This is a genomic window from Micromonospora sp. NPDC050495, assembly GCF_040655175.1.
Taxonomy (GTDB): Bacteria; Actinomycetota; Actinomycetes; order Mycobacteriales; family Micromonosporaceae; genus Micromonospora.
The window spans coordinates 86,955-113,922 of record NZ_JBFAJK010000004.1; the positions used below are offsets into that span (position 1 = coordinate 86,955).

Here is a 26,968-nt window from a genome sequence, read left to right on the forward strand (position 1 = left end):
CGAACACGACCGGCGACGCGATCGGGGGGCGCACAGGTGGCTTCAGTCCGCCGACGCGGCACGACGGCCACCGCACTGCTGACCCTGCTGCTAGCCGCGGCCGGCTGCGGGCCGGTCGCCGAACGGCAGCCGGCGCACCTGCGGGTCGGCTACGACAGCCTCGACGGGCCGGTCGCCGTCTGGCCCCCCCGGGGCGGCCTGGCCAGGGACGGCGCCGCCACCGCCGGGATCAGCCGGGCGGTGCGGGACTGGCGCTCCCCGGTCGACGACCGGGCGCACCTGCCCTCGTCCGGCATCCTCTGGTCGGGTCTGGCCGGCGGCGCGCCGCTGGCCCTGGTCGCCGCCGACGTGCCCGGCGAGAGCGCCTCCTGGCTGCTGCAACTGGGCCGTGACGGGGACCGCTGGCGGGTCGACCACGCCACCGAGTACACCGACCCCGGCTACCTGGTCTACTCCGACGTGCTGCCGGTCCGGGCCGGCGACGGCCGACGCTACCTGCTCTCGGCCCGGGTGCAGCGGCTGCTCGGCCCGGACGGCCGGGAACTGCCCCGCACCGACGGCCTCACCGAGCCGGTCGCCGTGCCGGCCTGCCGGGCGGTGCAGCTGACCGCGACGCTGCGGGCCACCCGGTCCCTGCCGCGCGGCCGGGCCGCCGACCGCGTCCTCGACCTGGGTACGGGCATCGAGGACCCGCGCTACCCGCTGGTCCGCGACGAGACGGGCTCCGGCAGGCGCGCCCTGGCCGGGCTGGACACCTGCGCGCTGGCCGGCGAGAAGGGCCCGTTCGGCAGCATCCCGCGCCGGATCGGTGACCGGAGCGCGCCCCGCTCGGCGCCGGACTCCTGGCCGATGGCGAAGATCGCGGTGCGGTCGCTGGGCGAGGTGGCGCTGGGTGGCGGCGCGCCGGGTGACCTGGAGCAGCTGACCTGGGAGAGCGCCTCCGACACGATGACCTCGGTGGTCTACCGGCCGGCCGACGGCGGCCCGCCGGTGTTCTCCCCGGCCGACCGGTCCACCACCCTGCAGGCCTACCACCTGCCGGTGCCGGGGCAGCCGCTGGCGGTGCTGAGCTGGCGCACCAACCGGGACGCCTCGTTCGCCGCCCCGCCGGGGACGCAGCGCCTGGTGGAGCGCCCCGGGCTGGTGGTGGTGCCGCAGCCGGAGCGCAAGCAGACGTTCAGCCTGGCCGGCACCGACAAGACCTGGTACCGGTCGGTGGGCGGCCGCTGACCCGCTTGGTGGCCAACTCGGCGAAGTGGCGGTGTCCACCTCACCAGGACCCCGCTACGTCCCCGATCCGGTGGCCGAGCACCTGTGCGGTCAAGTGGCGCGCCTGCCGGCTGGTCGCCCAGTCCACCTGCCAGCACGGGTACGGGGTGAGCCGGGACCACCAGGCCCGGCAGCCGGTGCACATGCCGTCCACGCCCGCCAGATGCACCGCCAGAACCCGCCATTCGCTGCTCATTCCGGCAACTCGACTCATTCCGGCAGCTCGACGATCGGCCGCCGGAACGGGCTCCACCCGAGGAAACGCCGGTACATCTGCTGCGGACCGGGACCGTCGTGCGGGTTCAGGTGGTACAGGTCGCGCATCGATTCGTACATCAGGCCGGCGAGGTAGATGGTCAGGGCCGGAAGGTTGCGGTCGTACTCGGCCTTGAGGGCGAGCCGGGCGCGCGCGCAGGGCCAGGGTTCACCGTCGGCCCGGCAGGCCCACGAGGGGCGCAGCGGCGTGTGCGGCGTGCCGGGCCCGTAGCTGCGGGGGTGATCGGGCACTGGCCCCGGTCCGGGCGTCGGCAGCCTCGTCGTGATCACGGGCGGCCCCCGTTCGCGCGCCACTGCTGCGCCGGGGTCAGGTTGCCGGCGCGCCCGGACTCGATGCGGGGCAGCGACGCGGTGGGCTGCCAGACCCATGCGGGTCGGCAGGACGCCCGTGCCACGCGCGCGGGGCTCTGCCGCCGGAACCATCGGATACGCACCGGAACCTCCTCGAAGGGGACTGCGCGGACGGGATCCGCACCGGTGACAGTCTGCTGAGGACCCGACTACTGTCGACAGATGCTCGCCCCATCCGTGCAGGTCAGATGGGTAGTTGGGCAGCCGTGGGCAATCCGCCGTCAAGACTGGGCAGAGGTTGGGGAAGCGATGGGGACCGCAACGAACTACGTGCTCGGCGAGCTGCGCCTGTTCCGGGTGTCGGTCAAGTTGAGTCAGGAGGAGTTCGGCCGGAAGATCGGCTATTCCGGGTCACATGTCAGCTCGGTCGAGACCGGCGGACGCGCCCCGACCAGGGAATACACGAAGGCAATCGACGACCAGTTCGCCACCGGGGGCCGGTTCGAGCGGATGCTCCGCGAGCTGGCGCCGCTGGACACCCATCCGATCTGGCTGCGCGAGTGGATCGAGTTCGAGCGGGAGGCGACCACGCTGCGCTGGTTCGAGCTGGCCTACCTCCCGGGGCTGCTCCAGACCGAGCGATACGCCCGGGCGACACTGGCCGGCGGCCGGTTCACCGCTGAGGAGTGCGACCGCATCGTGGCGAGCCGACTGGAGCGGCAGGCCATCCTGAGCCGGCAGCGCCCGCCGCAGCTCATCGCGGTCGTGGACGAGTCGGTGCTCCGCCGGCCGGTGCTCGACGCGCCGGGCCTGATGGCCGAACAGTTCGACCACCTGGTGGAGCTGACCGCGCTCGAACACGTCCAGCTGCACGTGGTGCCCGTCGACGCCGGCATGTACCTGGGGCTGGCCGGTCAGTTCATCATCGCGGAACTGTCCGACGGCACCCGCGTGGCCCATGCGGACAACCAGCTCACCGCGCAGATCGTCGATGCGCCGGCCGACGTTGCTAGGCTGGCGAAGACGTGGGAGGTCGTGCGGAACGAGGCACTTCCCCGCCGCCAGTCAATCGAACGGATCAAGGAAGTGGCGAAGTCATGGACGTGACCACCCCTCAGTGGCGGAAGTCGACCCGGTCCGGCGGCAACGGCGGCTCCTGCGTGGAGGTCGCCGACAACCTGCCGGGTGTCGTGCTGGTCCGCGACACCAAGGACCGCGACGGCGGCACCCTGCGCCTCAGCCCCGCATCGTGGCGGTCCTTCCTGGACCTGGCCAAGCGGATCGGCCCCCTCGGCTGACGTACCCGTGACGGAAGCCCTCCAGTGGTCGCGCTGGAGGGCTTCCGCGTCGCGGCAGGCGCGGCCAACCTCATGATCACCAGGGTTGGGGCGGTGCGGTGGGCCCCGGGTACGGCCGTCATGCCCCGAAGCGCCGGCTACGCGCCGCGTAGGAACGCAGGGCGCGCAGGAAGTCGATCTTCCGGAAGCCGGGCCAGTACACGTCGCAGAAGTACAACTCCGAGTAGGCGGCCTGCCACAGCAGGAAGCCCGACATCCGCCGTTCTCCACTGGTACGGATGATCAGATCCGGGTCGGGTCGGCCGCCGGTGTACAGGTGCGCCGCGATGTCCTCGACGGTCAGCTCGCGCGCCACGTCCTCGGGGGTCGCACCGGCTCGCGCCGCCTCCTCCAGCAGTGCACGAACGGCGTTGACGATCTCCTCGCGGCCGTCGTAGCCGACCGCCACGGTGAGGTGGAAGTCGCCACCGCGCTCACCGGTGGCGTCCGCCGCCAGCTTCAGGGCGTGGCGGGTGGAGTCGGGCAGGACGTCCAGCCGGCCGGCCAGGTGCAGCCGCCACGGGTTGCCCGGGTGCAGGAGCGGCTCCGCGACGACCTGTTCGATCATGTGCATCAGGTGTTCCACCTCGTCGGACGCCCGCTTGCGCACGTTGTCGACGGAGGCGACGTAGAGCGTCACGTGCGGGATACCGAGTTCGGCGCACCAGCTCAGCACCTCGTCGATGTGCTCCGCCCCGTACCGGTGGCCCAGGCTGGGGTCGTCGAAGCCCATCTGGCGGGCCCACCGGCGGTTTCCGTCCATCGCCATGGCGACGTGCCGCGGCCGTGGAACGTCGGCCAGTTGGGCGCGCAGGCGGCGGTCGTACAGCTGGTAGGCCACGCGACGAATGGACTCGATCATGGTCAGATCCCACCACATCCGGCGGCCAAAACGGAACGGGCGGCCCTGGCGCGAGGCCGGGGCCGCCCGTTCGGCGTGGTCGGGGTCAGTTCTTGGCGGCGGCCTGGTCGGCCTGGTGCGGCTCGACCGGCTGCGCGTCCAGGCCGGAGATCCAGCCGGTCACGTCGCGGGCCACGTCCTGGGCGGTCAGGCCGAGGTCGGCGAGGATCTGCGCCCGGGTCCCGTGCGGGTGCCAGCCGGCCGGTACGCCCAGGTCCTTCACCGGCACCCGGACGTCCGCGTCCCGCATCGCCTGGGCCAGCGCGGAACCCACGCCGCCGACCCGGACCCCGTCCTCGACGGTGACCACCAGGCGGTGCCCGGCGGCCAACTCGACCAGCTCGGCCGGGACCGGGCGGACCCAGCGCGGGTCGACCACGGTGACCCCGTAGCCCTGCTCGGCGACCCGGGTGGCGACCTCCATGCCGAGGCCGGCGAAGGAACCGACCGCGACCAGCAGCACGTCGGTACGCGCCGACTCGGCGAGCACGTCGACCGGGCCGACCCGGCGCAGGGCCGGCAGGTCGGCGGCGACGGTGCCGGTCGGGAAGCGCAGGATGGTCGGCCCGTCGTCGACGGCGACCGCCTCGCGCAGCTCCTCGCGCAGGGTGGCGGAGTCGCGGGGCGCGGCGATCCGCAGCCCGGGCACCACGCCGAAGACCGACATGTCCCAGATGCCGTAGTGGCTGGGCCCGTCCGGGCCGGTGATGCCGGCCCGGTCCAGCACGAACGTCACCGGCAGCCGGTGCATCGCCACGTCCAGCAGGACCTGGTCGAAGGCGCGGTTGAGGAAGGTGGCGTAGACGGCGACCACCGGGTGCAGCCCGCCCATGGCCAGGCCGGCCGCCGAGGTGGCCGCGTGCTGCTCGGCGATGCCCACGTCGTAGACCCGCTCGGGGTACTTGCGGGCCAGGGTGGCGATGCCGGTGGGCTCGGCCATGGCGGCGGTGATGCCGACCACGTCGGGCCGCTCGTCGGCGATGGCGACCAGCTCGTCGGCGAAGACGTTGGTCCACTTCACCGACGGCACGGCGAGCAGCTTGCCGGTCTCGGCGTCGAACGCGCCCGGACCGTGCAGGCAGTCCGCCTCGTCTTCCTCGGCGGGACGGTAGCCGTAGCCCTTGCGGGTGACGGCGTGCACGATCACCGGGCCGCCGAAGTTCTTCGCGGCGCGCAGCGCCGTCTCGACGGCGGGGACGTCGTGGCCGTCGACCGGGCCGACGTACTTGATGCCGAGGTCCTCGAACATCGCCTGCGGGGCGACCGCGTCCTTGATGCCCTTCTTGACCGCGTGCAGCACCTCGTACATCGGCTTGCCGACGAACGGGGTGTTGCCCAGCGCGTCCTTGACGGTGTCGAGCACCTTCTCGTAGCCGGGGTTGAGCCGCAGCGACGACAGGTGGTCGGCGAGGCCGCCGATGGTCGGCGAGTAGGACCGGCCGTTGTCGTTGACCACGATCACCAGGGGGTTGCCGGCGGTGGCGATGTTGTTCAGCGCCTCCCAGCACATGCCGCCGGTGAGCGCGCCGTCACCGACCACGGCGACCACCGCCCGCTTCTCGCCGCGCAGCGCGTACGCCTTGGCCAGCCCGTCGGCGTAGGAGAGCGCGGTGGAGGCGTGCGAGTTCTCCACCAGGTCGTGCTCGCTCTCGGCCTGGTTCGGGTAGCCGGAGAGGCCACCGCGCTGGCGGAGCTTGTCGAAGCCGTCCTGCCGACCGGTGATGATCTTGTGTACGTAGGCCTGGTGGCCGGTGTCGAACAGGAGCCGGTCGCGCGGCGAGTCGAAGACCCGGTGCATGGCCAGGGTCAGCTCGACCACACCCAGGTTCGGGCCGACGTGCCCACCGGTGCGGGAGACCTTGGCGATCAGGAAGTCACGGATCTCGGCGGCGAGGATGTCCAGCTGCTCGGCCGTCATCCGCTTCACGTCCTGCGGACCCCGGACGCTGCCCAGCAGCCGGCCGTGGTTGGCCGTGCCCTCTTCAACACTCATGACCGAAGAGTCTATCGGCCACCCGACAGCCCGCAGCTCGGCCGTAGATCTTTCCAGCTGGGGGCCCGGTTCACGGGGTGACGACCAGCCGGCGGGGCGGCACCGCCGGGGCCGCCGTGGCGGGCGGGCCGGCCGGGGTCCAGGAGCCCAGCACGGCGGCCCGGGTCGCCCCGGTGACCGACGGGATCGCCCCGGGCAGCCCGTGCCAGGAGAGCCAGCCGAGCAGCGCGAACGCGTACGCCTCCTTCGCCTGGGCCGGCACCCCCAGCTCGTCGGTGGTCCGCAGCCGCCACCGCCCCTGGCCGAGCGCGGCCAGCCGGGCCCGGAGGGTGGGGTTGCGCACTCCCCCGCCCGCGGCGACGACCTCGGTGACCCGGTGCCGGTCGCAGGCGTCGGCGACGGTCCGGGCGGTCAGCTCGGTCAGCGTGGCGAGCACGTCGTCGACGGCCACCGGCTCGTCCAGCGCGGCCAGCGCGGCGTCCAGGTAGCCGGCGTGGAACAGCTCCTTGCCGGTCGACTTGGGTGGCGGCGCGGCGTAGTACGGCTCGGCCAGCAGCAGGGCCAGCAGCCCGTCGTGCACCCGGCCGGCCGCGGCGCGCGCCCCGTCGGTGTCGCAGGGTCGGTCCAGGAAGCGCCGGGCCGCGGCGTCCAGCAGGGCGTTGGCCGGGCCCACGTCGTAGCCGAGGACGGGCGCGCCGGGCGCGACGACGGTGAGGTTGGCGATCCCGCCCAGGTTGAGCGCCGCGCGCGGGCCGACCCGGCCCGCCGAGCCCGGCCCGGCGGCGCCGTCCGGGCCCGGCGCGGTGGGGCCCGGGTCGAGCAGCAGCGCGTCGAAGGCCGGCACCAGCGGAGCGCCCTGGCCGCCGGCCGCCACGTCCGCCGAGCGCAGGTCGTGCAGCACCGGTACGCCCACCCGCGCGGCCACCCGGGCCGGCGCGCCGAGCTGGAGGGTGCCCCGGACCCGGCCCGCCTCGACCCAGTGGAAGACGGTCTGCCCGGGCGAGACGACCGCGTCCACCCGGCCGCCGGCCAGTTCGACGCCGACCGCCGCCGCCCCGGCGAAGACCTCGCCGAGGCGGTTGTCCAGCCGGCAGACCGCCTCGATCGTGGTGGCCGCCGGGGGCAGCAGCGCGCCGATCTCGGCCCGCAGGTCGTCGGGGTAGTCCAGGCTCCGATGCCCGAGCGGGCGCAGGGCCAGCGTCTCCCCGTCCCCGGTGAACTCGGCCGCCACCACGTCCACCCCGTCGTACGAGGTGCCCGACATCAGCCCGACGATCTTCATCCGGCCAGGCTAGTCAGCTGCCGGGTGGCAGGAACAGCCCGATCAGCTCGACGTGCTGGGTCATCGGGAACAGGTCGAACCCGCGCAGCGCGGCCAGCCGCCAGCCGGCCCCGGTGAAGGTGTGCACGTCCCGGGCGAAGGCGGCCGGGTCGCAGGCCACGTAGGCGACCGCGCGCGGGCCGGCGGCGACGATGTCCCGCACCACCGGGGCGCCCGCGCCGGAGCGGGGCGGGTCGAGCACCACCAGGTCGACCGGGCCGGTGATCCGGCGGCGGGCCAGCGCGGTCTCCACCCGGGCGGCGACCACCTCGACCCGGGGCAGGTCGGCCAGGTTGGTCCGGGCCGCCGCCACCCCGTCGGGGCTCGACTCGACCAGGGTGACCCGGGCGTCGCCGACCCGGCCGGCGAGCGCCGCGGCGAACAGGCCGGCGCCGCCGTACAGGTCCCAGGCGGTCTCGCCGGGGGCCGGGTCGAGCAGGTCGAGGACCGCGCCGACCAGGGTGTCCGCCGCGGCCGGGTGCACCTGCCAGAAGCCGGACGCGGGCAGCGTCCAGTCCCGGCCGGCGGCCACCTCGCGGACCCGCTGCGGCCCGCTGACCGGGCTGGGCGCCCCGTCGGCGTACGCCACGACGCTGACGTCCCCGCCGGTCGAGGCGACCGTCTCGACCGCGTCGGCGTCCGGCCAGCGGGCGCCGCTCGGGGCGAGCACCGGCAGCTCCTGGATCGCCGGGTGGGCGATCCGGCACCGGTCGATCGGCACCACCTCGTGCGAGCGGTGCTTGAGCAGCCCGGCCCGGCCGGCCCCGTCCACCGCGTAGCGGACCCGGGACCGCCAGCCCAGCACGCCCCCGGGCAGCGCCTCGACCCGTACGCCGAGCGCGTCGATGTCGCCGTCGGTGAGCCCGCCCAGCCGGGTGAGCTGCTCGCGCACCACCGTGGCCTTCCAGTCGAGCTGGGCGGCCGGGGCGACGTGCTGCAGGTCGCAGCCGCCGCACGCGCCCGGCCGGGCGTACGGGCAGGGCGGCACGACGCGGTCCGGGGCGGCGGCCAGGATCTGCACCGCGTCGGCCCGGGCGAAGCCGCGGTGCAGCTCGGTGATCTCGGCGATCACCCGCTCGCCGGGCAGCGCGTGCCGGACGAAGACCACCTGCCCGTCGACCCGGGCCACGCAGTGCCCGCCCGGGGCGACCGCGTCGACGGTCAGCTCGACCCGTTCGGCCTCCTCCAGCCCGGACCGGGCGGGCGCGCTCACCGGCGCTCCCCCGCCCCCGGGGCGTTCTCGCCGGGCGGCGCGGAGACCGCCGGCGGGACGGTCGGCGGAAGGGTGCTGCGCGGGGCCACCCGGGGCCCGCGCGCCGGCCCCCGGCTCAGCGTGGCGTCGAGCCGGTCCAGGTTCTTGGTGGCGGTCGAGGCGAGCTGCCACGGCACGCTGGTCACCATCACGCCCGGCTCGAAGAGCAGCCGCCCCTTGAGCCGCAGCGCGCTCTGGTTGTGCAGCAGGTTCTCCCACCAGCGGCCCACCACGTACTCGGGGATGAAGACGGTGACCACGTCGCGCGGCGACTCCCGGCGCACCGAGGCGACGAAGTTGAGGATCGGGCGGGTGATCTCCCGGTACGGGGAGTCGATCACGGTCAGCGGCACCGGCAGCTCCCGTCGCTCCCAGTCGGCCTGAAGATCGCGGGTGTCCTTCTCGTCCACGTTCACGGTCACCGCGGTCAGCGTGTCCGGCCGGGTCGCCCGGGCGTACGCGACGGCCCGCAGGGTCGGCTGGTGCAGCTTGCTGACCAGCACGATGGCGTGGTTTCGGGCGGGCAGTACGGCTCGCTGCTCGGTCGGCTCCAACTCGGCGGCGACCCGGTCGTAGTGCCGGCGGATGGCCAGCATGACCACGTACATCAGCGCCATGGCGACGATCGCGATCCACGCGCCGAGCAGGAACTTGGTGACCAGCACGATGATCAGCACGACGCCGGTCAGGGCCATGCCGAAGGTGTTGATCGCCCGGGAGCGGACCATCCGCCGCCGCGCCTCCGGGTCCCGCTCGGTGCGCAGGTGCCGGTTCCAGTGCCGGATCATGCCGGCCTGGGAGAGGGTGAACGAGACGAACACCCCGACGATGTAGAGCTGGATCAGCCGGGTCACCTCGGCCTGGAAGCCGATGATCAGCACCACCGCGGAGACGGCGAGGAAGACGATGCCGTTGGAGAAGGCCAACCGGTCGCCCCGGGTGTGCAGCTGGCGGGGCAGGTAGCGGTCCTGGGCCAGGATCGAGCCGAGCACCGGGAAGCCGTTGAAGGCGGTGTTGGCGGCCAGGAACAGGATCAGCGCGGTCATCCCGGCGACGACGTAGAGCAGCACCGAACCGTCGCCGAAGACGGTCTGGCCGAGCTGGGTGGTGACGGTCTTCTGCACGTACCCGTCGGGGCCGGACACGATCTGCGAGGTGTTCTCCACGAACTGGAGCCGGGTCAGCCGGGACAGCCAGATGATGCCGACCAGCATGCTCACCGCGATGGCGCCGAGCAGCAGCAGGGTGGTCGCCGCGTTCTTCGACTTCGGGGCCTTGAACGCGGGCACCCCGTTGGAGATCGCCTCCACGCCGGTGAGCGCGGCGCAGCCGGAGGAGAAGGTACGCAGCAGCAGGAAGACCAGGGCGAAGCCGGTCACGCTGTGCTCGGCGTGGATCTCCAGGCCGGCGCTGGGCGCGCGCAGCTCGTCACCGAGGATGAAGATCCGGAAGAGCCCGGTGAGCAGCATGCCGCCGATGACGATCACGAAGCCGTAGGTCGGTACGGCGAACGCGGTGCCGGACTCCCGCAGGCCGCGCAGGTTCATGGCGGTGAGCAGCACCACCGCGCTGACCGCGATCAGCACCTTGTGGGTGGCCACGAACGGCACCACCGAGCCGAGGTTCGCCACGCCGGAGGAGACCGACACGGCCACGGTCAGCACGTAGTCGACGAGCAGGGCGCTGGCCACCGCGAGACCGGCACGCGGCCCCAGGTTGACCGTGGCCACCTCGTAGTCGCCGCCGCCCGACGGGTAGGCGTGCACGTTCTGCCGGTAGCTCGCCACCACGGTCAGCATGACCACGACGACCGCGAGCGCGATCCAGGGGGAGAAGAAGAACGCCGACGCCCCGGCGATGGAGAGCGTCAAGAGGATCTCGTCCGGCGCGTACGCGACGCTGGACAGCGCGTCGGAGGCGAACACGGGCAGCGCGATCCGCTTGGGCAGGAGGGTGTGCTGGAGGCGGTCGGACCGGAACGGTCGACCGAGGAGGAGTCGCTTCAGCAGCGAGGTGGGTCGGGCCACAACCGCCAAGGGTACGGCCACCCGCGGTCGGGCGGTGGGGTGCCTGATCACCCCCGTCCGCGCGGGCGCGGTACCGTCGGTCACCCGCCGGCGGCGGGGACGTGGCAGGCTCGCAGACGACGGGCCAGCGGGCGGCACCGTGGGAGGAGCGGACCGTGCATGTCGTGATCATGGGCTGCGGCCGGGTCGGGTCGACCCTGGCGCACAGCCTGGAGTCCCGGGGGCACTCGGTGGCGGTGATCGACCAGGACGCGGACGCGTTCCGCCGTCTCGGGCCCGACTTCGCCGGCATCACGGTCACCGGGGCCGGCTTCGACGGCGAGGTGCTGCGCCAGGCCGGCATCGAGCGGGCCGATGCCTTCGCGGCGGTCTCCAGCGGCGACAACTCCAACATCATCTCGGCCCGGCTGGCCCGGGAGACCTTCGGCGTCTCCCGGGTCGCCGCGCGGATCTACGACCAGCGCCGCGCCCAGGTCTACGAGCGCCTCGGCATCCCCACCGTGGCCACCGTCCGGTGGACCGCCGACCGGATGCTGCGCCACCTGGTTCCCGAGGGCAACGTCGAGATCTTCCGGGACCCGACCAGCACCGTCTCGATCATCGAGGTGCCGGTGCACAAGGACTGGGTCGGGCGGCCGCTGCGGCAGCTCGAGGAGTCGGCGGGCGCCCGGGTGGCGTACCTCATCCGGTTCGGGATCGGCACGCTGCCCACCGCCTCCACCGTGGTGCAGGAGGGCGACCAGGTCTTCATGCTGGTGACCGACGACATCGTCAACTCGGTCACCTCGGGGGCGGCGGCGCCGCCGGAAGGAGGGCACTGAGCGATGCGCATCGCCATCGCGGGCGCCGGCAACGTGGGCCGGTCGATCGCCCAGGAGCTGATCGACAACGGGCACCAGGTGATGCTGATCGAGCGGCAGCCCAAGATGCTCCGCCCCGACCGGGTGCCGGCCGCCGACTGGGTGCTCGCCGACGCGTGCGAGCTGACCAGCCTGGAGGAGGCCAACGTGGCCGGCTGCGACGTGGTCGTGGCCGCCACCGGCGACGACAAGGTCAACCTGGTGGTGTCGCTGCTGGCCAAGACCGAGTTCGCGGTGCCGCGGGTGGTGGCCCGGGTCAACCGGGCGGAGAACGAGTGGCTCTTCACCGAGCAGTGGGGGGTCGACGTCGCGGTGAGCAAGCCGCGGGTGATGGCCGCCCTGGTCGAGGAGGCGGTCACGGTCGGCGACCTGGTCCGGCTGATGACCTTCCGGCAGGGCGAGGCGAACCTCGTCGAGATCACCCTGCCGCCCAGCGCGCCCTACGTCGGGCAGCCCATCCACGCCGTGCCGATCCCCCGGGACGCCGCCCTGGTGGCGATCCTGCGCGGCAAGCGGGTGCTGGTGCCCAGCCCGGACGACCCGATCGAGGCGGGCGACGAGCTGATCTTCGTGTGCACCGCCGCGGTGGAGGACGAGGTCCGGGCGGTCATCCTCGGGCCGGGCAGCACCGAACGCAACCGCGACCGCACCTGACCGGCCGCCGCGCCCGCCGGCCCGGGGGTCCGCCCGCGGCCGGCGGCGCTCAGGCGCCGGGCAGCGGCGTCGGCGCGGTCTCCCGGGTCACCCGGCGCACCGCCCAGACGGTGATCAGCAGCAGCAGCGCGTACGGCGGGTAGCCGAGCGCGAGCCGGGCCACGCCCAGGGCGGTGTCCTGGTGGGCCAGGTAGAGCCCGGCCTGCACGCCCACCTTGGCCAGCCAGACCACGCCCCAGAGCACGGTGAGCTGGGTGAAGGTGCGGACCAGTCGCGGGTCGTCCCGCCACTCGGAGCGCCCCTTGGCCACCAGCACCGACCAGATCCAGCCGACCAGCGGCTGCCGGACCGCCGCCGAGACCAGCAGGGCCAGCCCGTAGCCGATGCCGTAGAGGATGCCGGGGAGGTAGAAGTCCCGCTCGTCACCGGTGCGCCAGGCGATGGCCGCGCCGATCGCGATGCCGACCAGGCCGTTGACCGCGTGCCGGACCGGCCGGCGCTGGGCCAGCCGCAGCCCGGCAATGAGCAGCGCCACGGCGACCGACGCGATCACCGCGGGGCGCAGCTCGCCGATCACGTTGGCGAGCACGAAGACCACCACCGGGATGCTCGACTCGACCAGGCCGCGCCAGCCGCCGAGCTGGTCGGCCATCTGCTCGGCGAGGCTGGGCAGCGGCGCGTCCTCGGGCCCGAGGGCCGGGTCGGTGGTGCCCTGCTGTCCGGTCGTCACTTCGGCGACTCCAGCTCGTAGTACGGGTTGTAGATCACCTTGCGGTCGTCCCGGACGGCCACCCGGCCCCGGGCCGTGAGGTGCCGGCCCGGCTCGATGCCGGCGATGTGCCGGCGGCCCAGCCAGACCAGGGTGACCACGTCGTTGCCGTCGTACAGGTCCGCCTCCAGGGTGGGCAGGTTGGTCCGGGGCGTGTAGACCACGGTGCGCAGCCGCCCGGCGACCGAGACGACCTGGCCCCGGCTGCACTGGTGGGTGGGCATGCCGCCGCTCTCGGCGCTCTCCCGGCGCAGCTCCTGCGCCTCGATCTCGGACTCGCTCGCGGTGAGCCGATGCAGGAGCCGCCGCAGCGACACCCGACTCTCGTCGGTCGTCATGACCTCCGCGTCACCCTCTCCACCCCGGCCGGTCGGCGCCGGCACTGGCCGGCTCCGATGCCGGAACCGCCCCGCCAGCGTACGCCGATCCGGCCCGCCGGCGGGAGCGGCGTCGGCCGGGCGTACCGACCCGGGGGCGGCACGCGACAGGCCCGGCGCCCGCCGGCCGGGGGCCGGCGGGACCGGGCCCGACGATCATGCTTCGTGCCGCTCCTGCGCCCCGGGCTGCTGCTCGGCGACCTCGCGGGGCAGCCGCAGCGGCAGCGGCTCGCGGACCGGCTTGGCCTCCTGGCCCCGGTCCACCACCAGCCCGTCGAGGCAGGCCGCGAGCGGGCCGGCCGCGGCCGGATCGGTGGCCGCGTCGCCCTGGAAGACGCCGCGGACCATCCACCGCGGCCCGTCGATGCCGACGAACCGCAGGTCGGTCACGCCCTCCGGGGTACGCACCCGGGCGCGCAACTCGGTGCCGTACTCCCCCTCGACCTCCTGGGCGGCGGCGCCGTCGTTGAACAGCGACTGCCGGATCTCCTCGCGCACCTCGTCCCAGATGCCCTCGGAGCGGGGCGCCGCGAAGACGCCGAGCTGGAGCGCGTTCGGCCCGTGCACCAGCACCACCTGCTGGATCACGCCCTGCGGATCGGCCTGCACCCGCACCTCGACGTCCGGCACCGCCGGGATCTGGAGGCTGCCCAGGTCCAGCCGGGGCGCGTCGGGCGCCTCGGAGACGTCGTACGGGCCCCGGGACGACGTCTGCGGGCTCTCCTCGGCCCCGGTGGAGTCGAGGAGCTCGTCGCTCCGCTCGTCACGCGCGTGCCGCGCGCCCTCGGCCCGCTTTCGGGAGAAGATCACTGCGCCCACCCTCCGCTGTTCGCACTCACCCTGCCACCTCTTCCGGCTGCCCGCCCGCCGGTGCCGGGACCAGCCCGGCGTGCCCGCCGGTGGACCCGTACCCGCCGGTGCCGCGCCGGGACGTGGGCAGCTCCGCCACCGGCTGGAAATCGGCCCGCGCGACCCGCTGGACGACGAGTTGCGCGATCCGGTCGCCCCGGCTGATCTTCGCCGGGACGTCCCGATCATGATTGATCAGGTTGACCAGGATCTCACCCCGGTAGCCGGCGTCGACCGTACCGGGCGCGTTGAGCACGGTCACGCCGAGCCTGGCCGCCAGCCCCGATCGAGGGTGGACCAGCCCGACGTACCCCTCCGGGAGCGCGATGGCCACGCCGGTCGGGACCAGGGCCCGGCCGCCCGGGGGCAGCTCCACGTCCGCGGCGGCCACCAGGTCCGCGCCGGCGTCGCCGGGATGGGCGTACGCCGGCAGCGGCAGCTCCGGGTCGAGCTGTCGAACGGGCACGGGTACGACGTCTGTCACGGTCTTCCTCTTCCGTCCGGTCCGAGCGGGGGTGACCCTGCCATCCTGCCGGTTGCCCGCGGCGTCGTGCGCCGTACCCTCGGACTGTGCGCCAGTCGACCTCCTCGCCCGCCCCGGCGTCCCCGGTGGCCGCCCCGCGGTACGCGGAGCGGCTCGTCCTGCCCTGGTGGGCGTGGCCGGCCGGGCTGGCCGTGGCCGGGCTGCTCGCCGCGGAGCTGTGGCTGGGCGCGAGCGGCGTCCGGGCCTGGCTGCCCTTCGTGCTGCTGATTCCCGCGGCGGTGGCCGGGCTGGCCTGGCTGGGCCGGATCCGGGTCGCGGTGCGCGACGGCGAGCTGTGGGTGGACGACGCCCACCTCCCGCTGCGGTACGTGGCCGACGTGATCCCGCTGGACACGGCCGGACGGCGCGAGGTGCTCGGCGTCGGGGCCGACCCGCTGGCCTTCGTGGTCCAGCGGCCCTGGGTCGGCGGCGCGGTGCAGGTGGTGCTGGCCGACCCGGCCGACCCGACCCCGTTCTGGGTGGTGAGCACCCGGCGCCCGGTGGCGCTGGCCACGGCGATCCTCGCCGCCCGCGACGCCGGCTGACCGGTGGCGCGGGCCCGCCCCGGCACGGCCTGAGCGCGGCACGGACTCTTCACGGCGCTGGACTGATCGCGGCGCCGACTGATCGCGCCACGGACTGATCGCCGCGCGGACTCACCGCGGCGCTGGACTGATCGCGGCACGGACCCACCACGGCGCTGAACTGATCGCGGCACGGACCCACCACGGCGCGCCGACGTGGGCCCGGTCAGGGCAGTGCGGGGCGGCCGCCGCGCAGCTCGCGGCCCTGCTGCCGCAGGTCCCGGCGAAGCTGGTCGGCGAGGCTGCGGGTGGCCCGGCGGTTGAGGTAGCCGGCGACCGCCGCGCCGGTGAGGAACGGGCCGAGGGTGGTCAGGTTCCGGCCGAACCGGCGCAGCAGGCTGTCCCGCAGTTCCCGGCGGGCCGCGGTGCCGAGCACCGCGCTCACCCCGACCCCGGGCATCATCGGGTTGACCCCGCGCTGGGTGACCCAGGACTGGATCAGGGCGACCGCCCGCTGGGTGCCACCGGTGGGCAGCGGCACGTGGTGGACCTCGTGCAGCTCGCCGATCAGCTTCAACTCGATCGCCACCACGGCGACCGTCTCGGCGGCCAGCAGCACCGGCGCGGAGAGCAACGTCGGGGTGATCGCCCACTCGACCGCGGCGACCCCGCCACCGGCCGCGCCGACCCCGGCGGTGGCCCGGGCGGCGTTGCGGATCAGCCGCTCGGCCAGCGCGTCGTCGTCGAGGTCGGGAAAGTGCCGCCGGAGCGTGGCCAGGTCACGGATCGGCACGTGCGGGGCGACGTCGGCGACGGTATCCGCCATCCAGCGGACGGCCGCCTTCGGCTTGAACAGGTCGGTGACGCCACGGGCGCGTGCCTGGCCGACCAGTCGGGTCAGCAGTTGCCGGCGTCGGGCCGGCGCGATGTCGTCGGCGGTCAGCGCGGCCACGGTCGCGCCGAGCTCGTCGCTCTCCTCGACCGGTACGCCCGGCGCGGGCTTCCCGGCCCCGCCGCTGCCGTCGGCCCGCCCTTCGGCCCCGCCGGCGTCCGGCCCTTCGGCCCCGCCGGCGTCCGGCCCTTCGGCCCCGCCGGCGTCCAGCCCTTCGGCCCCGCCGCTGCCGTCGGCCCGCCCGGTGTCCGGCCCGTCGCCGCGGCCGCTCATGCCGCTGCCCCGATCCACTCCCCGGCGCCGCGCGGCACCCCGTCGCCGAGCCGAATGGTTCGCTCGCTGCGCTCGCTCACCCGTCCGCCCTCCCTGCTCCGCGCGGCGTGGCAGCCGCCGTTACGAGTCAAGCAGCTTCCGGCCAGCGGCGCACGGCGGCTCGAACAGCGGCGGCCCCGTCGAGGAGGCCGCCGCCGGTGAGCCGCGTCGGGATCAGACGCACTCGCGGCAGATCAGCTCGCCGTTGCGCTCGACCGCCAGCTGGCTGCGGTGGTGGACCAGGAAGCAGCGGCCGCACCGGAACTCGTCCTGCTGCATCGGTAGCACCTTGACCGTGAGCTCCTCGTCGGCCAGGTCGGCGCCGGGCAGCTCGAAGCTCTCGGCCACCTCGGCCTCGTCGACGTCCACGGCGCCCGACTGTGAGTCGACGCGTCGGGCCTTGAGCTCTTCCAGGCTGTCCTCGCCGAGGTCGACCTCGTCGCGACGCGGGGCGTCGTAGTCGGTGGCCATCGGTTTCACTCTCCCATATCGATGTGGTCGCTTCCGGTTGTAACGCCGGAGGACGCTGTTTCGGTTCCACTGCCCGGCCACCACATGTGTCGGTCACCCGACCCACGATCCGTGGGCCGAGTTCGCCGGAGAGGAACTTCCCCAGCGAGCGCGGAACCTTACCCCCCCTTTGGGCGAGGCATGTATACCGCCCTCGTGGCAGAGATGTACGCCCCTACGCCCGAAGTTGTTCCCAATGTGACTCAGGCGACACGAAGATAGGGGTAGTACTACCCGTTCCCCGGGTGGCGCGCCGGCATGTCGGGCTGTTTCCACGCGACCGCCGGACAACCGTTAACCTCAGCGGCGTACTCGACGGCCGGCGGCGGCCGCCACCCAATCACGGTCCGGGGAGCGCCCTGATGAGTTTTGCGCGAGTGCGGGCACTCGTTGTCGTCGGTCTGCTGGCGGTCGTCGCCCTGGTCTTCGTCGTGGTGGCGCTGGTCCGGGACACGCAGAGCAAGGCCGGCACCGCCGAGGGTTGCCCCAAGGATTGGCCGCTGGCCGACGTGGCCCTGCGCGAGCCCAAGGACGTCAAGATCAACGTATTGAACGGCACCGACGAGGCGGGCCTGGCCGGCAGCGTGGCGGACGACTTCCGCAATCGCAAGTTCCAGGTCAAGAAGGTCGCCAGCGACAAGAAGAAGGTGGACGACGTCGCGCTGCTGCGGTTCGGCCCGAAGGGGGTCGGCTCGGCGCATCTGCTGAAGGCCTATTTTCTCAACGAGGCCAAGCCGGTCTTCGACGTGAACCGCAAGGACGACACGGTCGACGTGGTGCTGGGCAACAATTTCCAGCAACTCGCCACCACCACCGAGGTCAACCAGTCCCTCGGCGACCTCGGCTCCCCCGAGGCCCCGACCGGCACCTGCCCGGCGCCGGTCAAGAAGTAACCCGACCGGTCCGCCGGGCCCCGCCACCCGCCCGGCCGACCCGCCGGACCCGTCACCCACCCGCGCCCAGCCGACCCGCCGGACCCGTCACCCACCCGCGCCCAGCCGGCCCGGCGGGTCCGGGCGCGACCGGTCCCGTCGGACCCGCCGCCCTTCTCGCCAGCCTGGCCGGTCAGGGGCCGCCCGAGGCGTCCAGGGCGGCCAGCCGGGTGTGCAGCGGGTCGAAGAGCGCCGGCGGCGCCGCGATCACCAGGTCCGGTCCGGCCGGCCGGCCGGACAGCCCGGTCACCCGGAGCCCCGCCTCCCGGGCGACCAGCCCGCCCGCGGCCAGGTCCCAGGCGGCCAGGCCCTTCTCGTAGTAGGCGTCGACCCGGCCCTCGGCGGCCAGGCAGAGGTCCAGGGCCGCGGCACCCATCCGGCGGATGTCCCGCACGTGCGGGATCAGTTCGGCGACCACCCGGGCCTGGTGCGCGCGCCGGCCGGCGTCGTAGCCGAACCCGGTGGCGACCAGCGCCTGCCCGAGGTCGGTCTCGGTGGAGCAGCGCACCCGCGTGCCCTCCCGCCAGGCGCCGCCACCGGCGGTGGCGGTCCACTCCTCGCCGGTGGCCACGTTGCGCACCACCCCGGCCACCACCTCCCCGTCGACCTCGGCGGCCAGCGAGACCGCGCAGTAGGGCAGCCCGTAGAGGTAGTTGACGGTGCCGTCGATCGGGTCGACCACCCAGCGCACCCCGCCCTCGACGGCGGGGCCGGTCGACCCGGTGCCGTACTCCTCGCCGAGCACGGCGTCGTCGGGGCGCAGCGCCCGCAACGCGTCGACCACCTGCCGCTCCACCGCCCGGTCGGCGGCGGTGACCACGTCGGTGACGGTGCTCTTGGTCGCGGCGACCGACACCCCCTCGGCGCGCATCCGGTGCGCGGTGGCCGCGGCGTCCCGGGCCACCGTGACGGCGATCTCCAGCAGGTCCCGCGGCATCGGCGCCGAGCGGATCATGTTTCATCCCCTTCCCGCACGACCGGGGCCGCCCGGACCGCGCGTGGGTATCATCCTTACAAAGTCCACATCTGCGCCGAATCGGCGGTCCAGACCGTCGGTCGCCGTGCGGCGCGGGATGATCGCCGCAGACGGCGTTACAATTCACCCTGCCCACGCGCCACGGACCGCCAGCGACCGGTCGGCCCGGGACACGGGGGTCCCTCAACGACTCGCCCGGCACGGCGTTCCGTGCTGCGCCGGACGACCCGGCCGTGCTCGCTCTTCGCCTCCGGAAGGTCATTCGTGACAGAACCCCGCCAGACCGGCGCCGACGTTCGCTCGCTCACCGACACCCTGATCGCCCACGCGCAGAGCGCCGGTGGCCAGCTCACGTCGGCCCAGCTCGCGCGCACCGTCGAGTCCGCTGAGGTGACCCCGGCCCAGGCCAAGAAGATCCTCCGCGCGCTCTCCGAGGCCGGCGTGACGGTGGTCGTGGACGGCTCCGCCACCACCCGCCGCCGGGTGGCCGCCGCCCGCTCGGCCACACCCGCCTCCCGGGCCACCACCGCCAAGACCACCAAGAAGGCCGCCGCGCCGGCTCCGAAGCAGGCGCCGGCCGCCGAGGAGGCCCCGGCTCCGGCCCCGCGGAAGGCGACCGCCCGCAAGGCCGCCGGCACCACCGCCGAGGTGGCCGCCAAGGCCGCCGCTCCGGCGAAGGCGACCAAGGCGACCCGGGCCACCAAGGCGACGGTGGCCGCCAAGACGGCCGCGGCGAAGACTGCCCCGAAGGGTGAGGGCCCCGAGGGCGACATCGACCCGGAGGCACTGGCCGCCGAGATCGAGGACGTGGTCGTCGAGGAGCCGGCCGAGCTGACCCGGGCCGCCGAGGCCGACGCGGCCAGCTCCGCCACCGAGAACGACTTCGAGTGGGACGACGAGGAGTCCGAGGCGCTCAAGCAGGCGCGTCGCGACGCCGAGCTGACCGCTTCCGCCGACTCGGTGCGGGCGTACCTGAAGCAGATCGGCAAGGTGCCGCTGCTCAACGCCGAGCAGGAGGTCGAGCTCGCCAAGCGGATCGAGGCCGGCCTGTACGCCGCCGAGCGGCTGCGCGCCGCCGACGACGGCGAGGAGAAGCTCACCCGGGACATGCAGCGCGACCTGCTGTGGATCTCCCGGGACGGCGAGCGGGCCAAGAACCACCTGCTCGAGGCCAACCTGCGGCTGGTGGTCTCGCTGGCCAAGCGCTACACCGGCCGCGGCATGGCCTTCCTCGACCTGATCCAGGAGGGCAACCTCGGCCTCATCCGCGCGGTCGAGAAGTTCGACTACACCAAGGGCTACAAGTTCTCCACCTACGCCACCTGGTGGATCCGCCAGGCCATCACCCGCGCCATGGCCGACCAGGCCCGCACCATCCGCATCCCGGTGCACATGGTCGAGGTGATCAACAAGCTCGGCCGGATCCAGCGCGAGCTGCTCCAGGACCTGGGCCGCGAGCCCACCCCGGAGGAGCTGGCCAAGGAGATGGACATCACCCCGGAGAAGGTGCTGGAGATCCAGCAGTACGCCCGGGAGCCCATCTCGCTCGACCAGACCATCGGTGACGAGGGCGACAGCCAGCTCGGCGACTTCATCGAGGACTCCGAGGCCGTGGTCGCCGTCGACGCGGTGTCGTTCTCGTTGCTGCAGGACCAGCTCCAGCAGGTGCTGCAGACGCTGTCCGAGCGTGAGGCGGGCGTGGTGCGGCTGCGCTTCGGCCTCACCGACGGCCAGCCGCGCACCCTGGACGAGATCGGCCAGGTGTACGGCGTGACCCGGGAGCGCATCCGGCAGATCGAATCCAAGACCATGTCCAAGTTGCGGCACCCCTCGCGTTCCCAGGTGCTCCGCGACTACCTGGACTGACCGCACGCGTCAACCAACCGTGTCGGTTTGATCACCAGCCGTAGAACACTCTTCGGTGACCTGTCGGTTGCGCGTTTGTGATCGTTGACGTGGCACCCTTGGTGCACGGCACACTGTCCTCCACGCCAGGTGTGACCTCGGTCCCGGCCGGGCACACAGGGAAGGCAGGGCCTGAGAAGGGTGTTGCACGATAGGTGAGCAACCGAAGAGAGTGTTCATCGGTGACGACCAGAGGAGGAAGGCGATGACCCCGACCCTCACGCCGCCGCCCGAGACGGTGGCCCCCCCGGCCGCCGATGAACGGTGCGACCGCTGCAATGCTGCCGGCAAGCTCCGGATCACTCTGGCGGGTGGGAGCGAGTTGGTGTTCTGTGGGCACCACGCGAACAAGTACGCGGAGGATCTCGTGAAGATCACCGTGCGGTACGCGACGGACCCGGAGTTCAGCTGGCGTGGCGCCGATCTGATGGCGAACTGAGTCAGTAATCCGCAAGTCGACATAACCGACCGGAGGCACCCGAAGGGGCAGCCTCCGGTCGGTTTTTCCATACCCGTCAGGCCCACCGGCGATCGACTTCCCCACGATGTCCAGCCCGGCCCGGCCGACTGCGGCACGTCGGGGCATGCCCCGCACCGTGACGCACCGAACGCGGCACGTCGGGACCTCACCCCACCACGTCTGCACCGATTGCGGCATGTCGGCGCCTCACCCGTCGGAACGCCCACCGATTGCGGCATGTCGGCGCCTCCCACCCCAGGACGCCCACCGATTGCGGCATGTCGGGGCCTCACCCCGCCAGAACGGCACCGATTGCGGCATGTCGGGGCGTCACGCCGCCAGAACGGCACCGAATTGCGGCATGTCGGGCGGTCTCGGGCGTACGGGGAGAGCGGGCCGCCGTCAGAGGGTCTGCACGGTGGCGATGCGCTCTTCGAGCTGCTCGATGGTGGCCTGGGCGCTGGGCGGCCCGCCGCAGAGCCGGCGCAGCTCGGCGTGGATCTTGCCGTGCGGTACGCCGGTGCGGTGGTGCCGGGCGGCCACCAGGGCGTTCAGCTGGCGGCGCAGGGCCACCCGGCGCTGGGCGGCACTCATCGGTGCCGGCGGCGCCGCCGGGGCGTCAGCGGCCGGCTCAGCGGTCCGCTGGGCCGCCCGGCGCCGCTGGGCGGCGAGCTGCTCGGCCTGCCGCTTGGTGAGCAGCAGGGCGACCTGGTCGGCGGTGAGCAGCCCGGGCAGGCCGAGGTATTCCTCCTCCTCGGGGGTGCCCGCCTGGGCGGCGGTGCCGAACGAGGCCCCGTCGAAGATCACCTGGTCCAGCTCCGCGGTGGCGGACAGCGCCGCGAACCTCTTCTCCAGCTCGCCGCTGGCCTGGTCGTCCCGCTGGGCACGCTCCAGCAGGTCGTCGTCGAGGCCGTCGGCGTCCTTCGGCTTGCCCAGCACGTGGTCCCGTTCGGCCTCCATCTCGCTGGCCAGGCCGAGCAGGTGCGGCACGCTGGGCAGGAAGACCGAGGCGGTCTCGCCGGGCCGCCGGGCCCGGACGAACCGGCCGATCGCCTGGGCGAAGTAGAGCGGGGTGCTGGCGCTGGTCGCGTACACGCCGACGGCCAGCCGGGGGATGTCGACCCCCTCGGAGACCATCCGGACCGCGACCAGCCAGCGCTGCTCGGACGCCGCGAACGTCGCGATCCGCGCGGACGCGCCCTGGTCGTCGGAGAGCACCACGGCCGCCTTCTCGCCGGTCACCTGCTCGAGCAGCTTGGCGTACGAGCGGGCGACCTGCTGGTCGCTGGCGATCACCAGGCCACCGGCGTCGGGCATGCCGTTGGCGCGCAGCACGGTGAGCCGGGCATCGGCGGCGCGCAGCACCTGCGGCATCCAGTCACCGGCCGGGTCCAGCGCGGTCCGCCAGGCCTGCGCGACGAGGTCCTGGGTCATCGGCTCGCCGAGCCGCGCCGCCAGTTCCTCGCCGGCGTTGGTGCGCCACCGGGTCTCCCCCGAGTACGCCAGGAAGAGCACCGGCCGGACCACGCCCTCGCGCAGCGCGTCGGCGTAGCCGTAGACGGAGTCGGCGCGGGAGCGGAGCAGCCCGTCGCCGCCCCGCTCGTAGCCGACGAACGGGATGGGGTTGTCGTCGGAGCGGAACGGCGTGCCGGTGAGCATCAGCCGGCGTACCGCGGGTTCGAACGCGGCTTTGACGCCGTCGCCCCAGGTACGCGAGTCGCCGGCGTGGTGGATCTCGTCGAGGACGACCAGGGTGCGCCGGGTCATGGTGCGCCGCCGGTGCACCTGGGGCGCCATGCCCACCTGCGCGTAGGTGATCACGGCGCCGTGGAAGTCGGCGGCGGAGTGCAGGTCGGCGTTGCGGAAGGCGGCGTCGAGCTGGATGCCGACCCGGGCCGCGGCCTGCGCCCACTGGGTCTTCAGGTGCTCGGTCGGGGCGACCACGGTGACCGCCTCGACGGTGCCGTCGTGCAGCAGCTCGGCGGCGATCCGCAGGGCGAAGGTGGTCTTACCGGCGCCGGGCGTGGCGACCGCGGTGAAGTCCTCGGTGCGGCGGCGCAGGTACTCCACCATCGCCTTGCGTTGCCAGGCACGCAGGGGCGGGAACGTCTCGAGCGCCGGCAACCGCGGTGCCACGGGTAGCTCCTCTCCGCTGGCGAGCGGCGGTCGCACCGGGCCGAGGGCCACGGGTACCGCCGCCCATGAAAAGGCCCTCGCGCATCGGGTGCCGCGAAGGCCGACTCAGCATAACCAGCGGCGGCACTTCTCCCCACTCGACACCACGCGGGTCACATCCGGGCGGCGGGGCGTCCCGCGACGGGCGGCACGACGTGGCCGGGACGCCCGGTGGCCCGCCGCCAGGGGCCCCGACCGAGGGCGGGGAGTCCCGGTCAGCCCTGTGGGCCCCGGGTGCCGGTACGCGGCGGGCGCAGCGTGGCCACCGGGGCCGACCAGCGGCGGCGCAGCGACACCAGGCGCAGCAGGAAGACGAAGGCGGCGGCGGCGCTCAGCGGCACCGAGGTGGCTCGCCCGTACTGGACCAGCAGGGCCACCACGATCGAGCCGGCGAGCGCGGCCAGGGCGTAGATCTCCCGGCGCAGCACCACCGGGATCTCCCCGGTGAGCAGGTCCCGGCCGAGCCCGCCGCCGATCGCGGTGAGCATGCCGATCATGCAGGCGCCGACGGTCGGCACGTGCGCGTCGAGGGCCTTGAGCGTGCCGGTGACGGTGAACAGGGCGAGGCCGGCCGCGTCCAGCACCAGCACGGTGGTGCGCAGCCGAACGAGTTGCGGGTGCAGCCGGAAGACGGCGGCGGCGGTGATCGCCGCGGTGGCCGCGTACCGCCAGTCGGCGAAGGCCAGCGGGGGGACCTCGTCGATCACCAGGTCGCGGAAGATGCCGCCGCCGAGGGCCGCGACGACGCCCACGAAGATCACTCCGAACAGGTCCAGCCGCTTGGCCACCGCCGCGGAGGCGCCGGAGGCGGCGAAGACCGCGACCCCGGTGAGGTCGGCGAACAGCAGGGCGGTGGAGGTGGTCACCGGCGGAGGGTACGTGGGCGGGCGGCGGAGCCGCCCGCGATCACTCGCGCCAGGAGTCGTAGATCTCCTTGCACTTCGGGCAGACCGGCGAACCCGGCTTGGCCGCCTTGGTCACCGGGAAGGTCTCCCCGCAGAGCGCGATGACGAAGGTGCCCATGACCGCGCTCTCGGCGATCTTGTCCTTGCGTACGTAGTGGAACATCTCCGGCCCGGTGTCGGCGTCCTTCAGCTCCGGCCGGTCGAGAACCTCTGTACTCACTTCCCACCTCCAAATCTCCAGTTTTGCAGGTCCGCCGGGGCCGGTCCACCGCAGGCCGGCCCGACGGCGGCCCGTACCGTAGCGGAAGTGACCAACTTTCACATCAGTTTCGGCACCGAGGTGGCCGACGCCCTGCGCGACGGGCGCCCGATCGTCGCCCTGGAGAGCACTATTGTCTCGCACGGCCTGCCCCGGCCGGACAATCTGCGGGTCGCGCGGCAGATCGAACAGGCCGTCCGGGACGCCGGCGCGGTGCCGGCCACCATCGGCATGGTCGCCGGCGAGCTGATCGTGGGGCTGGACGACGCCCAGCTGACCCGGCTGGCCACCGTCGACGGAGTGAGCAAACTCTCCGTACGCGACCTCGCGGTGGCGGCGGCGACCGGCGCGGACGGCGCCACCACGGTGGCGGCGACCAGCGCGGTGGCCGCGGCGGCCGGCATCGGTGTCTTCGCCACCGGCGGGCTGGGCGGGGTGCACCGGGAGGCGGCGCAGACCTTCGACGAGTCGGCCGACCTGATCACGCTGGCCCGGACGCCGATCGCGGTGGTCTGCGCCGGGGTGAAGTCGATCCTCGACGTGGGCGCCACCCTGGAGCGGCTGGAGACCCTCGGGGTGGGCGTGATCGGCTACCGCACCCGCCGCTTCCCCGGCTTCTATCTCACCGACGCCGGTTTCGACCTGGACTGGTCGGTGGAGTCGCCGGAGCAGGTCGCCGACGTGCTGCAGGCCCGGGACGGGCACGGCGTGCACCACGGGGGGCTGGTGGTGGCCAACCCGCTGCCGGTCGACGAGCAGCTCGACCCGGCGCTGCACGACCGGACTCTGGCCGAGGGGCTGGCCATGCTGGCCCGCGAGGGGGTGACCGGCAAGGCGGTGACCCCGTTCCTGCTGGCCCACTTCCACTCGGCCACCGAGGGTGCCAGCCTGGCGGTGAACGTGCGGATCATCCTGCGCAACGCCGACCTGGCGGCGCGGATCGCGGTCGCCGCGGCCGCCCGGGGCACGGACGCATGAGCCGGCGGCAGCGGCCGGGGTGGCGGCGCTGCGCGGTGCCGCCGCCCGCCCGGCGCGGCGAGGTGGCGGCATGAGCGCCCGGATCGTCGTGGTCGGCGACGTGATCACCGACGTGGTGGCGGTGCTCGCCGGCCCGCTGGCGACCGGCTCGGACACCGCGGCCACGATCCGGTTCAGCGGTGGCGGTCAGGCGGCGAACACGGCGGCCTGGCTCGCCGCGCAGGGGGCGCCGGTCACCCTGGTCGCCGCGGTCGGTGCGGACGAGACGGGCCGCGAGCGGGTCGCCGAGCTGGACCGGGTCGGCGTGGTGTGCGCGGTGCAGCGGCAGGAGGGCTACCCGACCGGCACGGTGGTCGTGCTCGTCCACGACGGGGAACGGACCATGGTCAGCCAGCGCGGGGCGAACCTGCGGCTGAGCGCCGACCACGTCGAGGCGGCCCTGGCCGGGGCGCCCGACGCCGGGCACCTGCACCTGTCCGCGTACACCCTGCTGGACGCCGGGTCGCGCGGCGCGGGCCTGCGCGCGCTGGCCGTCGCCCGCGAGCGCGGGCTGACCACCAGCGTCGACGCGGCCTCCGCGGCGCCGCTGCGGCGGGCCGGCGCGGCGGCGTTCCTGGCCTGGGTACGCGATGTCGACCTGCTGCTGGTCAACGCCGACGAGGCGACGGTGCTGGCCGGTGGGCTGGACCCGGCCGCGCAGGGCCGGGCGCTCGCGGCGGTGGCCGGGCGGGTGGTGGTGAAGCGGGGTGCGGCCGGCGCGGTCTGGGTGGACCGGACGGGGTTGGTCGAGGCGGCTCCGGCGCGCGGGGTGCCGGTGGTGGACGTCACCGGTGCCGGCGACGCCTTCGCCGCCGGCCTGATCACCGCGTGGCTGGCCGGGGCGGAGCCGCGCGCAGCGTTGTCCCGGGCCGGGGATCTCGGCGCGCTGGCGGTCTCGTCGGTGGGGGCCCGGCCGGCGCCCTGACCCGGCGCGGTCCGGGCCGGCTCCGGCCCGGACCGGTCAGGGCTCGGCGTCGATGACCTTGTGCGGGCGCTCCTCGGCGGCGAGCGCCATGGGCGGGGTGTCGTCGCGGTGCCGCGGGTGCAGCTTGTTGGCGAGGCGGTGCTGTTCCTTCGGCGGCCGGTCGTTGGCCAGCAGCACCGCCAGCCACGGGATGAGCACCATTCCGAGGCCGCACAGCGGGAGCCAGAGCCAGAGCAGGGGCGCCTGCACGCCGACCAGGATGGCGCCGGCCACCAGGCAGGCGACCCGGATGCCCATCATCAGCACGTAGCGTTTCTGGCGGCTGGTGAGCTGGTCGTCCTGGCTGCGCGCGGCGTCGGTGATCAGGATCGGCTGGTACTCCGGATGCTTCACCGGACCTCCTCGAGGGGATTACGCCTCATCCTGTCACCCTCGACGGCTGATCGGCCAAAATCGTGACAAGGGCGGTGCGTGTTA

General features: G+C 73.9%; 29 protein-coding genes. 11 read left to right on the forward strand and 18 right to left on the reverse strand.

Going from position 1 to position 26,968, the window contains the following annotated elements; all coding sequences use genetic code 11:
- The first annotated feature begins 36 nt into the window (after positions 1 to 36).
- Positions 37 to 1,230 (forward strand): hypothetical protein, encoded by a 1,194-nt coding sequence (locus AB0I11_RS07145; RefSeq protein ID WP_357314676.1) that lies wholly within the window; start codon positions 37 to 39, stop codon positions 1,228 to 1,230.
- Positions 1,231 to 1,270: 40 nt separating this feature from the next.
- Here the strand turns inward: AB0I11_RS07145 and AB0I11_RS07150 are convergent, their stop codons facing one another.
- Positions 1,271 to 1,465 carry a hypothetical protein gene (locus AB0I11_RS07150; protein WP_357315130.1) on the reverse strand — a complete coding sequence of 65 codons (195 nt, stop codon included), beginning with the start codon at positions 1,463 to 1,465 and terminating at the stop codon, positions 1,271 to 1,273.
- A gap of 14 nt (positions 1,466 to 1,479) precedes the next feature.
- Complete coding sequence (locus AB0I11_RS07155; protein ID WP_357314679.1) at positions 1,480 to 1,776, reverse strand: hypothetical protein; 297 nt, start codon at positions 1,774 to 1,776, stop codon at positions 1,480 to 1,482.
- Positions 1,777 to 2,145: 369 nt separating this feature from the next.
- On the opposite strand from AB0I11_RS07155, the gene AB0I11_RS07160 reads away from it, so the two are divergent.
- Positions 2,146 to 2,943, forward strand: a complete 798-nt coding sequence (locus tag AB0I11_RS07160) for a helix-turn-helix transcriptional regulator (protein ID WP_357314681.1) — start codon at positions 2,146 to 2,148, stop codon at positions 2,941 to 2,943.
- Complete coding sequence (locus AB0I11_RS07165) at positions 2,940 to 3,134, forward strand: DUF397 domain-containing protein (RefSeq protein WP_357315085.1); 195 nt, start codon at positions 2,940 to 2,942, stop codon at positions 3,132 to 3,134. Before AB0I11_RS07160 ends, AB0I11_RS07165 begins: the two co-directional genes overlap by 4 nt.
- 118 nt (positions 3,135 to 3,252) lie before the next feature.
- Here AB0I11_RS07165 and uppS read toward each other — a convergent pair whose 3' ends face one another.
- The 5 genes from uppS to AB0I11_RS07190 all read right to left on the reverse strand — a co-directional run bounded on the left by uppS (position 3,253) and on the right by AB0I11_RS07190 (position 10,667).
- The gene (gene uppS / locus AB0I11_RS07170; RefSeq protein WP_357314683.1) at positions 3,253 to 4,035 is read right to left on the reverse strand and encodes a polyprenyl diphosphate synthase; all 783 of its coding nucleotides are present in this window, start codon (positions 4,033 to 4,035) and stop codon (positions 3,253 to 3,255) included.
- An 85-nt stretch (positions 4,036 to 4,120) separates the two neighbouring features.
- On the reverse strand, positions 4,121 to 6,067 hold the full coding sequence (dxs, locus tag AB0I11_RS07175; RefSeq protein WP_357314685.1) for a 1-deoxy-D-xylulose-5-phosphate synthase: 1,947 nt from the start codon (positions 6,065 to 6,067) through the stop codon (positions 4,121 to 4,123).
- Between the two features lie 70 nt (positions 6,068 to 6,137).
- Positions 6,138 to 7,349, reverse strand: a complete 1,212-nt coding sequence (locus AB0I11_RS07180; protein ID WP_357314690.1) for an anhydro-N-acetylmuramic acid kinase — start codon at positions 7,347 to 7,349, stop codon at positions 6,138 to 6,140.
- A gap of 13 nt (positions 7,350 to 7,362) precedes the next feature.
- Positions 7,363 to 8,601 (reverse strand): TRAM domain-containing protein, encoded by a 1,239-nt coding sequence (locus tag AB0I11_RS07185; RefSeq protein ID WP_357314692.1) that lies wholly within the window; start codon positions 8,599 to 8,601, stop codon positions 7,363 to 7,365.
- On the reverse strand, positions 8,598 to 10,667 hold the full coding sequence (locus AB0I11_RS07190) for an APC family permease (protein WP_357314695.1): 2,070 nt from the start codon (positions 10,665 to 10,667) through the stop codon (positions 8,598 to 8,600). Before AB0I11_RS07190 ends, AB0I11_RS07185 begins: the two co-directional genes overlap by 4 nt.
- 155 nt (positions 10,668 to 10,822) lie before the next feature.
- Here AB0I11_RS07190 and AB0I11_RS07195 point away from each other — a divergent pair, with 155 nt between their 5' ends.
- Both AB0I11_RS07195 and AB0I11_RS07200 read left to right on the forward strand, forming a co-directional pair.
- A complete protein-coding gene (locus AB0I11_RS07195) occupies positions 10,823 to 11,488 on the forward strand; it encodes a TrkA family potassium uptake protein (RefSeq protein WP_357314697.1) in 666 nt (221 codons plus the stop codon).
- 3 nt (positions 11,489 to 11,491) lie between these two features.
- Entirely contained in the window at positions 11,492 to 12,181 is a 690-nt protein-coding gene (locus AB0I11_RS07200) for a TrkA family potassium uptake protein (RefSeq protein ID WP_357314701.1), read from the forward strand.
- A 49-nt stretch (positions 12,182 to 12,230) separates the two neighbouring features.
- Here AB0I11_RS07200 and AB0I11_RS07205 read toward each other — a convergent pair whose 3' ends face one another.
- The 4 genes from AB0I11_RS07205 to dut form a co-directional block, all read right to left on the reverse strand.
- Positions 12,231 to 12,911, reverse strand: coding sequence for a DUF3159 domain-containing protein (locus tag AB0I11_RS07205; protein ID WP_357314703.1), 681 nt, complete (start codon positions 12,909 to 12,911; stop codon positions 12,231 to 12,233).
- Positions 12,908 to 13,288, reverse strand: a complete 381-nt coding sequence (locus tag AB0I11_RS07210; RefSeq protein ID WP_357314705.1) for an OB-fold nucleic acid binding domain-containing protein — start codon at positions 13,286 to 13,288, stop codon at positions 12,908 to 12,910. The genes AB0I11_RS07205 and AB0I11_RS07210 overlap by 4 nt, the downstream gene beginning before the upstream one ends.
- A gap of 195 nt (positions 13,289 to 13,483) precedes the next feature.
- Positions 13,484 to 14,137 (reverse strand): DUF3710 domain-containing protein, encoded by a 654-nt coding sequence (locus AB0I11_RS07215; protein ID WP_357314708.1) that lies wholly within the window; start codon positions 14,135 to 14,137, stop codon positions 13,484 to 13,486.
- Positions 14,138 to 14,162: 25 nt separating this feature from the next.
- Positions 14,163 to 14,660: a dUTP diphosphatase gene (gene dut / locus AB0I11_RS07220; protein ID WP_357314710.1), complete on the reverse strand. Its 498-nt coding sequence runs from the start codon at positions 14,658 to 14,660 to the stop codon at positions 14,163 to 14,165.
- An 86-nt stretch (positions 14,661 to 14,746) separates the two neighbouring features.
- Here dut and AB0I11_RS07225 point away from each other — a divergent pair, with 86 nt between their 5' ends.
- Entirely contained in the window at positions 14,747 to 15,244 is a 498-nt protein-coding gene (locus AB0I11_RS07225; protein ID WP_357314713.1) for a DUF3093 domain-containing protein, read from the forward strand.
- A 205-nt stretch (positions 15,245 to 15,449) separates the two neighbouring features.
- Here AB0I11_RS07225 and AB0I11_RS07230 read toward each other — a convergent pair whose 3' ends face one another.
- Entirely contained in the window at positions 15,450 to 16,388 is a 939-nt protein-coding gene (locus AB0I11_RS07230) for a hypothetical protein (protein WP_357314717.1), read from the reverse strand.
- Between the two features lie 213 nt (positions 16,389 to 16,601).
- Positions 16,602 to 16,898, reverse strand: coding sequence for a DUF4193 domain-containing protein (locus tag AB0I11_RS07235; protein ID WP_046565779.1), 297 nt, complete (start codon positions 16,896 to 16,898; stop codon positions 16,602 to 16,604).
- 416 nt (positions 16,899 to 17,314) lie between these two features.
- Between AB0I11_RS07235 and AB0I11_RS07240 the strand changes: the two genes are divergently transcribed.
- Positions 17,315 to 17,830, forward strand: a complete 516-nt coding sequence (locus AB0I11_RS07240) for a LytR C-terminal domain-containing protein (RefSeq protein ID WP_357315090.1) — start codon at positions 17,315 to 17,317, stop codon at positions 17,828 to 17,830.
- 172 nt (positions 17,831 to 18,002) lie between these two features.
- On the opposite strand, the gene AB0I11_RS07245 is transcribed toward AB0I11_RS07240, so the two are convergent.
- Positions 18,003 to 18,824, reverse strand: coding sequence for an inositol monophosphatase family protein (locus tag AB0I11_RS07245; RefSeq protein ID WP_357314721.1), 822 nt, complete (start codon positions 18,822 to 18,824; stop codon positions 18,003 to 18,005).
- 285 nt (positions 18,825 to 19,109) lie between these two features.
- Between AB0I11_RS07245 and AB0I11_RS07250 the strand changes: the two genes are divergently transcribed.
- Both AB0I11_RS07250 and AB0I11_RS07255 read left to right on the forward strand, forming a co-directional pair.
- On the forward strand, positions 19,110 to 20,711 hold the full coding sequence (locus AB0I11_RS07250) for an RNA polymerase sigma factor (protein WP_357314726.1): 1,602 nt from the start codon (positions 19,110 to 19,112) through the stop codon (positions 20,709 to 20,711).
- Positions 20,712 to 20,955: 244 nt separating this feature from the next.
- On the forward strand, positions 20,956 to 21,189 hold the full coding sequence (locus tag AB0I11_RS07255) for a hypothetical protein (RefSeq protein ID WP_036374862.1): 234 nt from the start codon (positions 20,956 to 20,958) through the stop codon (positions 21,187 to 21,189).
- Between the two features lie 423 nt (positions 21,190 to 21,612).
- Here the strand turns inward: AB0I11_RS07255 and AB0I11_RS07260 are convergent, their stop codons facing one another.
- The 3 genes from AB0I11_RS07260 to AB0I11_RS07270 form a co-directional block, all read right to left on the reverse strand.
- Positions 21,613 to 23,346: a DEAD/DEAH box helicase gene (locus AB0I11_RS07260; protein ID WP_357314731.1), complete on the reverse strand. Its 1,734-nt coding sequence runs from the start codon at positions 23,344 to 23,346 to the stop codon at positions 21,613 to 21,615.
- Between the two features lie 254 nt (positions 23,347 to 23,600).
- Positions 23,601 to 24,251, reverse strand: coding sequence for a TRIC cation channel family protein (locus AB0I11_RS07265; RefSeq protein ID WP_357314734.1), 651 nt, complete (start codon positions 24,249 to 24,251; stop codon positions 23,601 to 23,603).
- Positions 24,252 to 24,291: 40 nt separating this feature from the next.
- On the reverse strand, positions 24,292 to 24,510 hold the full coding sequence (locus tag AB0I11_RS07270) for a DUF3039 domain-containing protein (protein WP_357314736.1): 219 nt from the start codon (positions 24,508 to 24,510) through the stop codon (positions 24,292 to 24,294).
- A gap of 87 nt (positions 24,511 to 24,597) precedes the next feature.
- On the opposite strand from AB0I11_RS07270, the gene AB0I11_RS07275 reads away from it, so the two are divergent.
- Positions 24,598 to 25,527: a pseudouridine-5'-phosphate glycosidase gene (locus AB0I11_RS07275; protein ID WP_357314740.1), complete on the forward strand. Its 930-nt coding sequence runs from the start codon at positions 24,598 to 24,600 to the stop codon at positions 25,525 to 25,527.
- Between the two features lie 70 nt (positions 25,528 to 25,597).
- A complete protein-coding gene (locus AB0I11_RS07280; protein WP_357314743.1) occupies positions 25,598 to 26,491 on the forward strand; it encodes a PfkB family carbohydrate kinase in 894 nt (297 codons plus the stop codon).
- A 36-nt stretch (positions 26,492 to 26,527) separates the two neighbouring features.
- Here AB0I11_RS07280 and AB0I11_RS07285 read toward each other — a convergent pair whose 3' ends face one another.
- Positions 26,528 to 26,884: a DUF3099 domain-containing protein gene (locus tag AB0I11_RS07285; RefSeq protein ID WP_357314746.1), complete on the reverse strand. Its 357-nt coding sequence runs from the start codon at positions 26,882 to 26,884 to the stop codon at positions 26,528 to 26,530.
- Between the last annotated feature and the right edge of the window lie 84 nt (positions 26,885 to 26,968).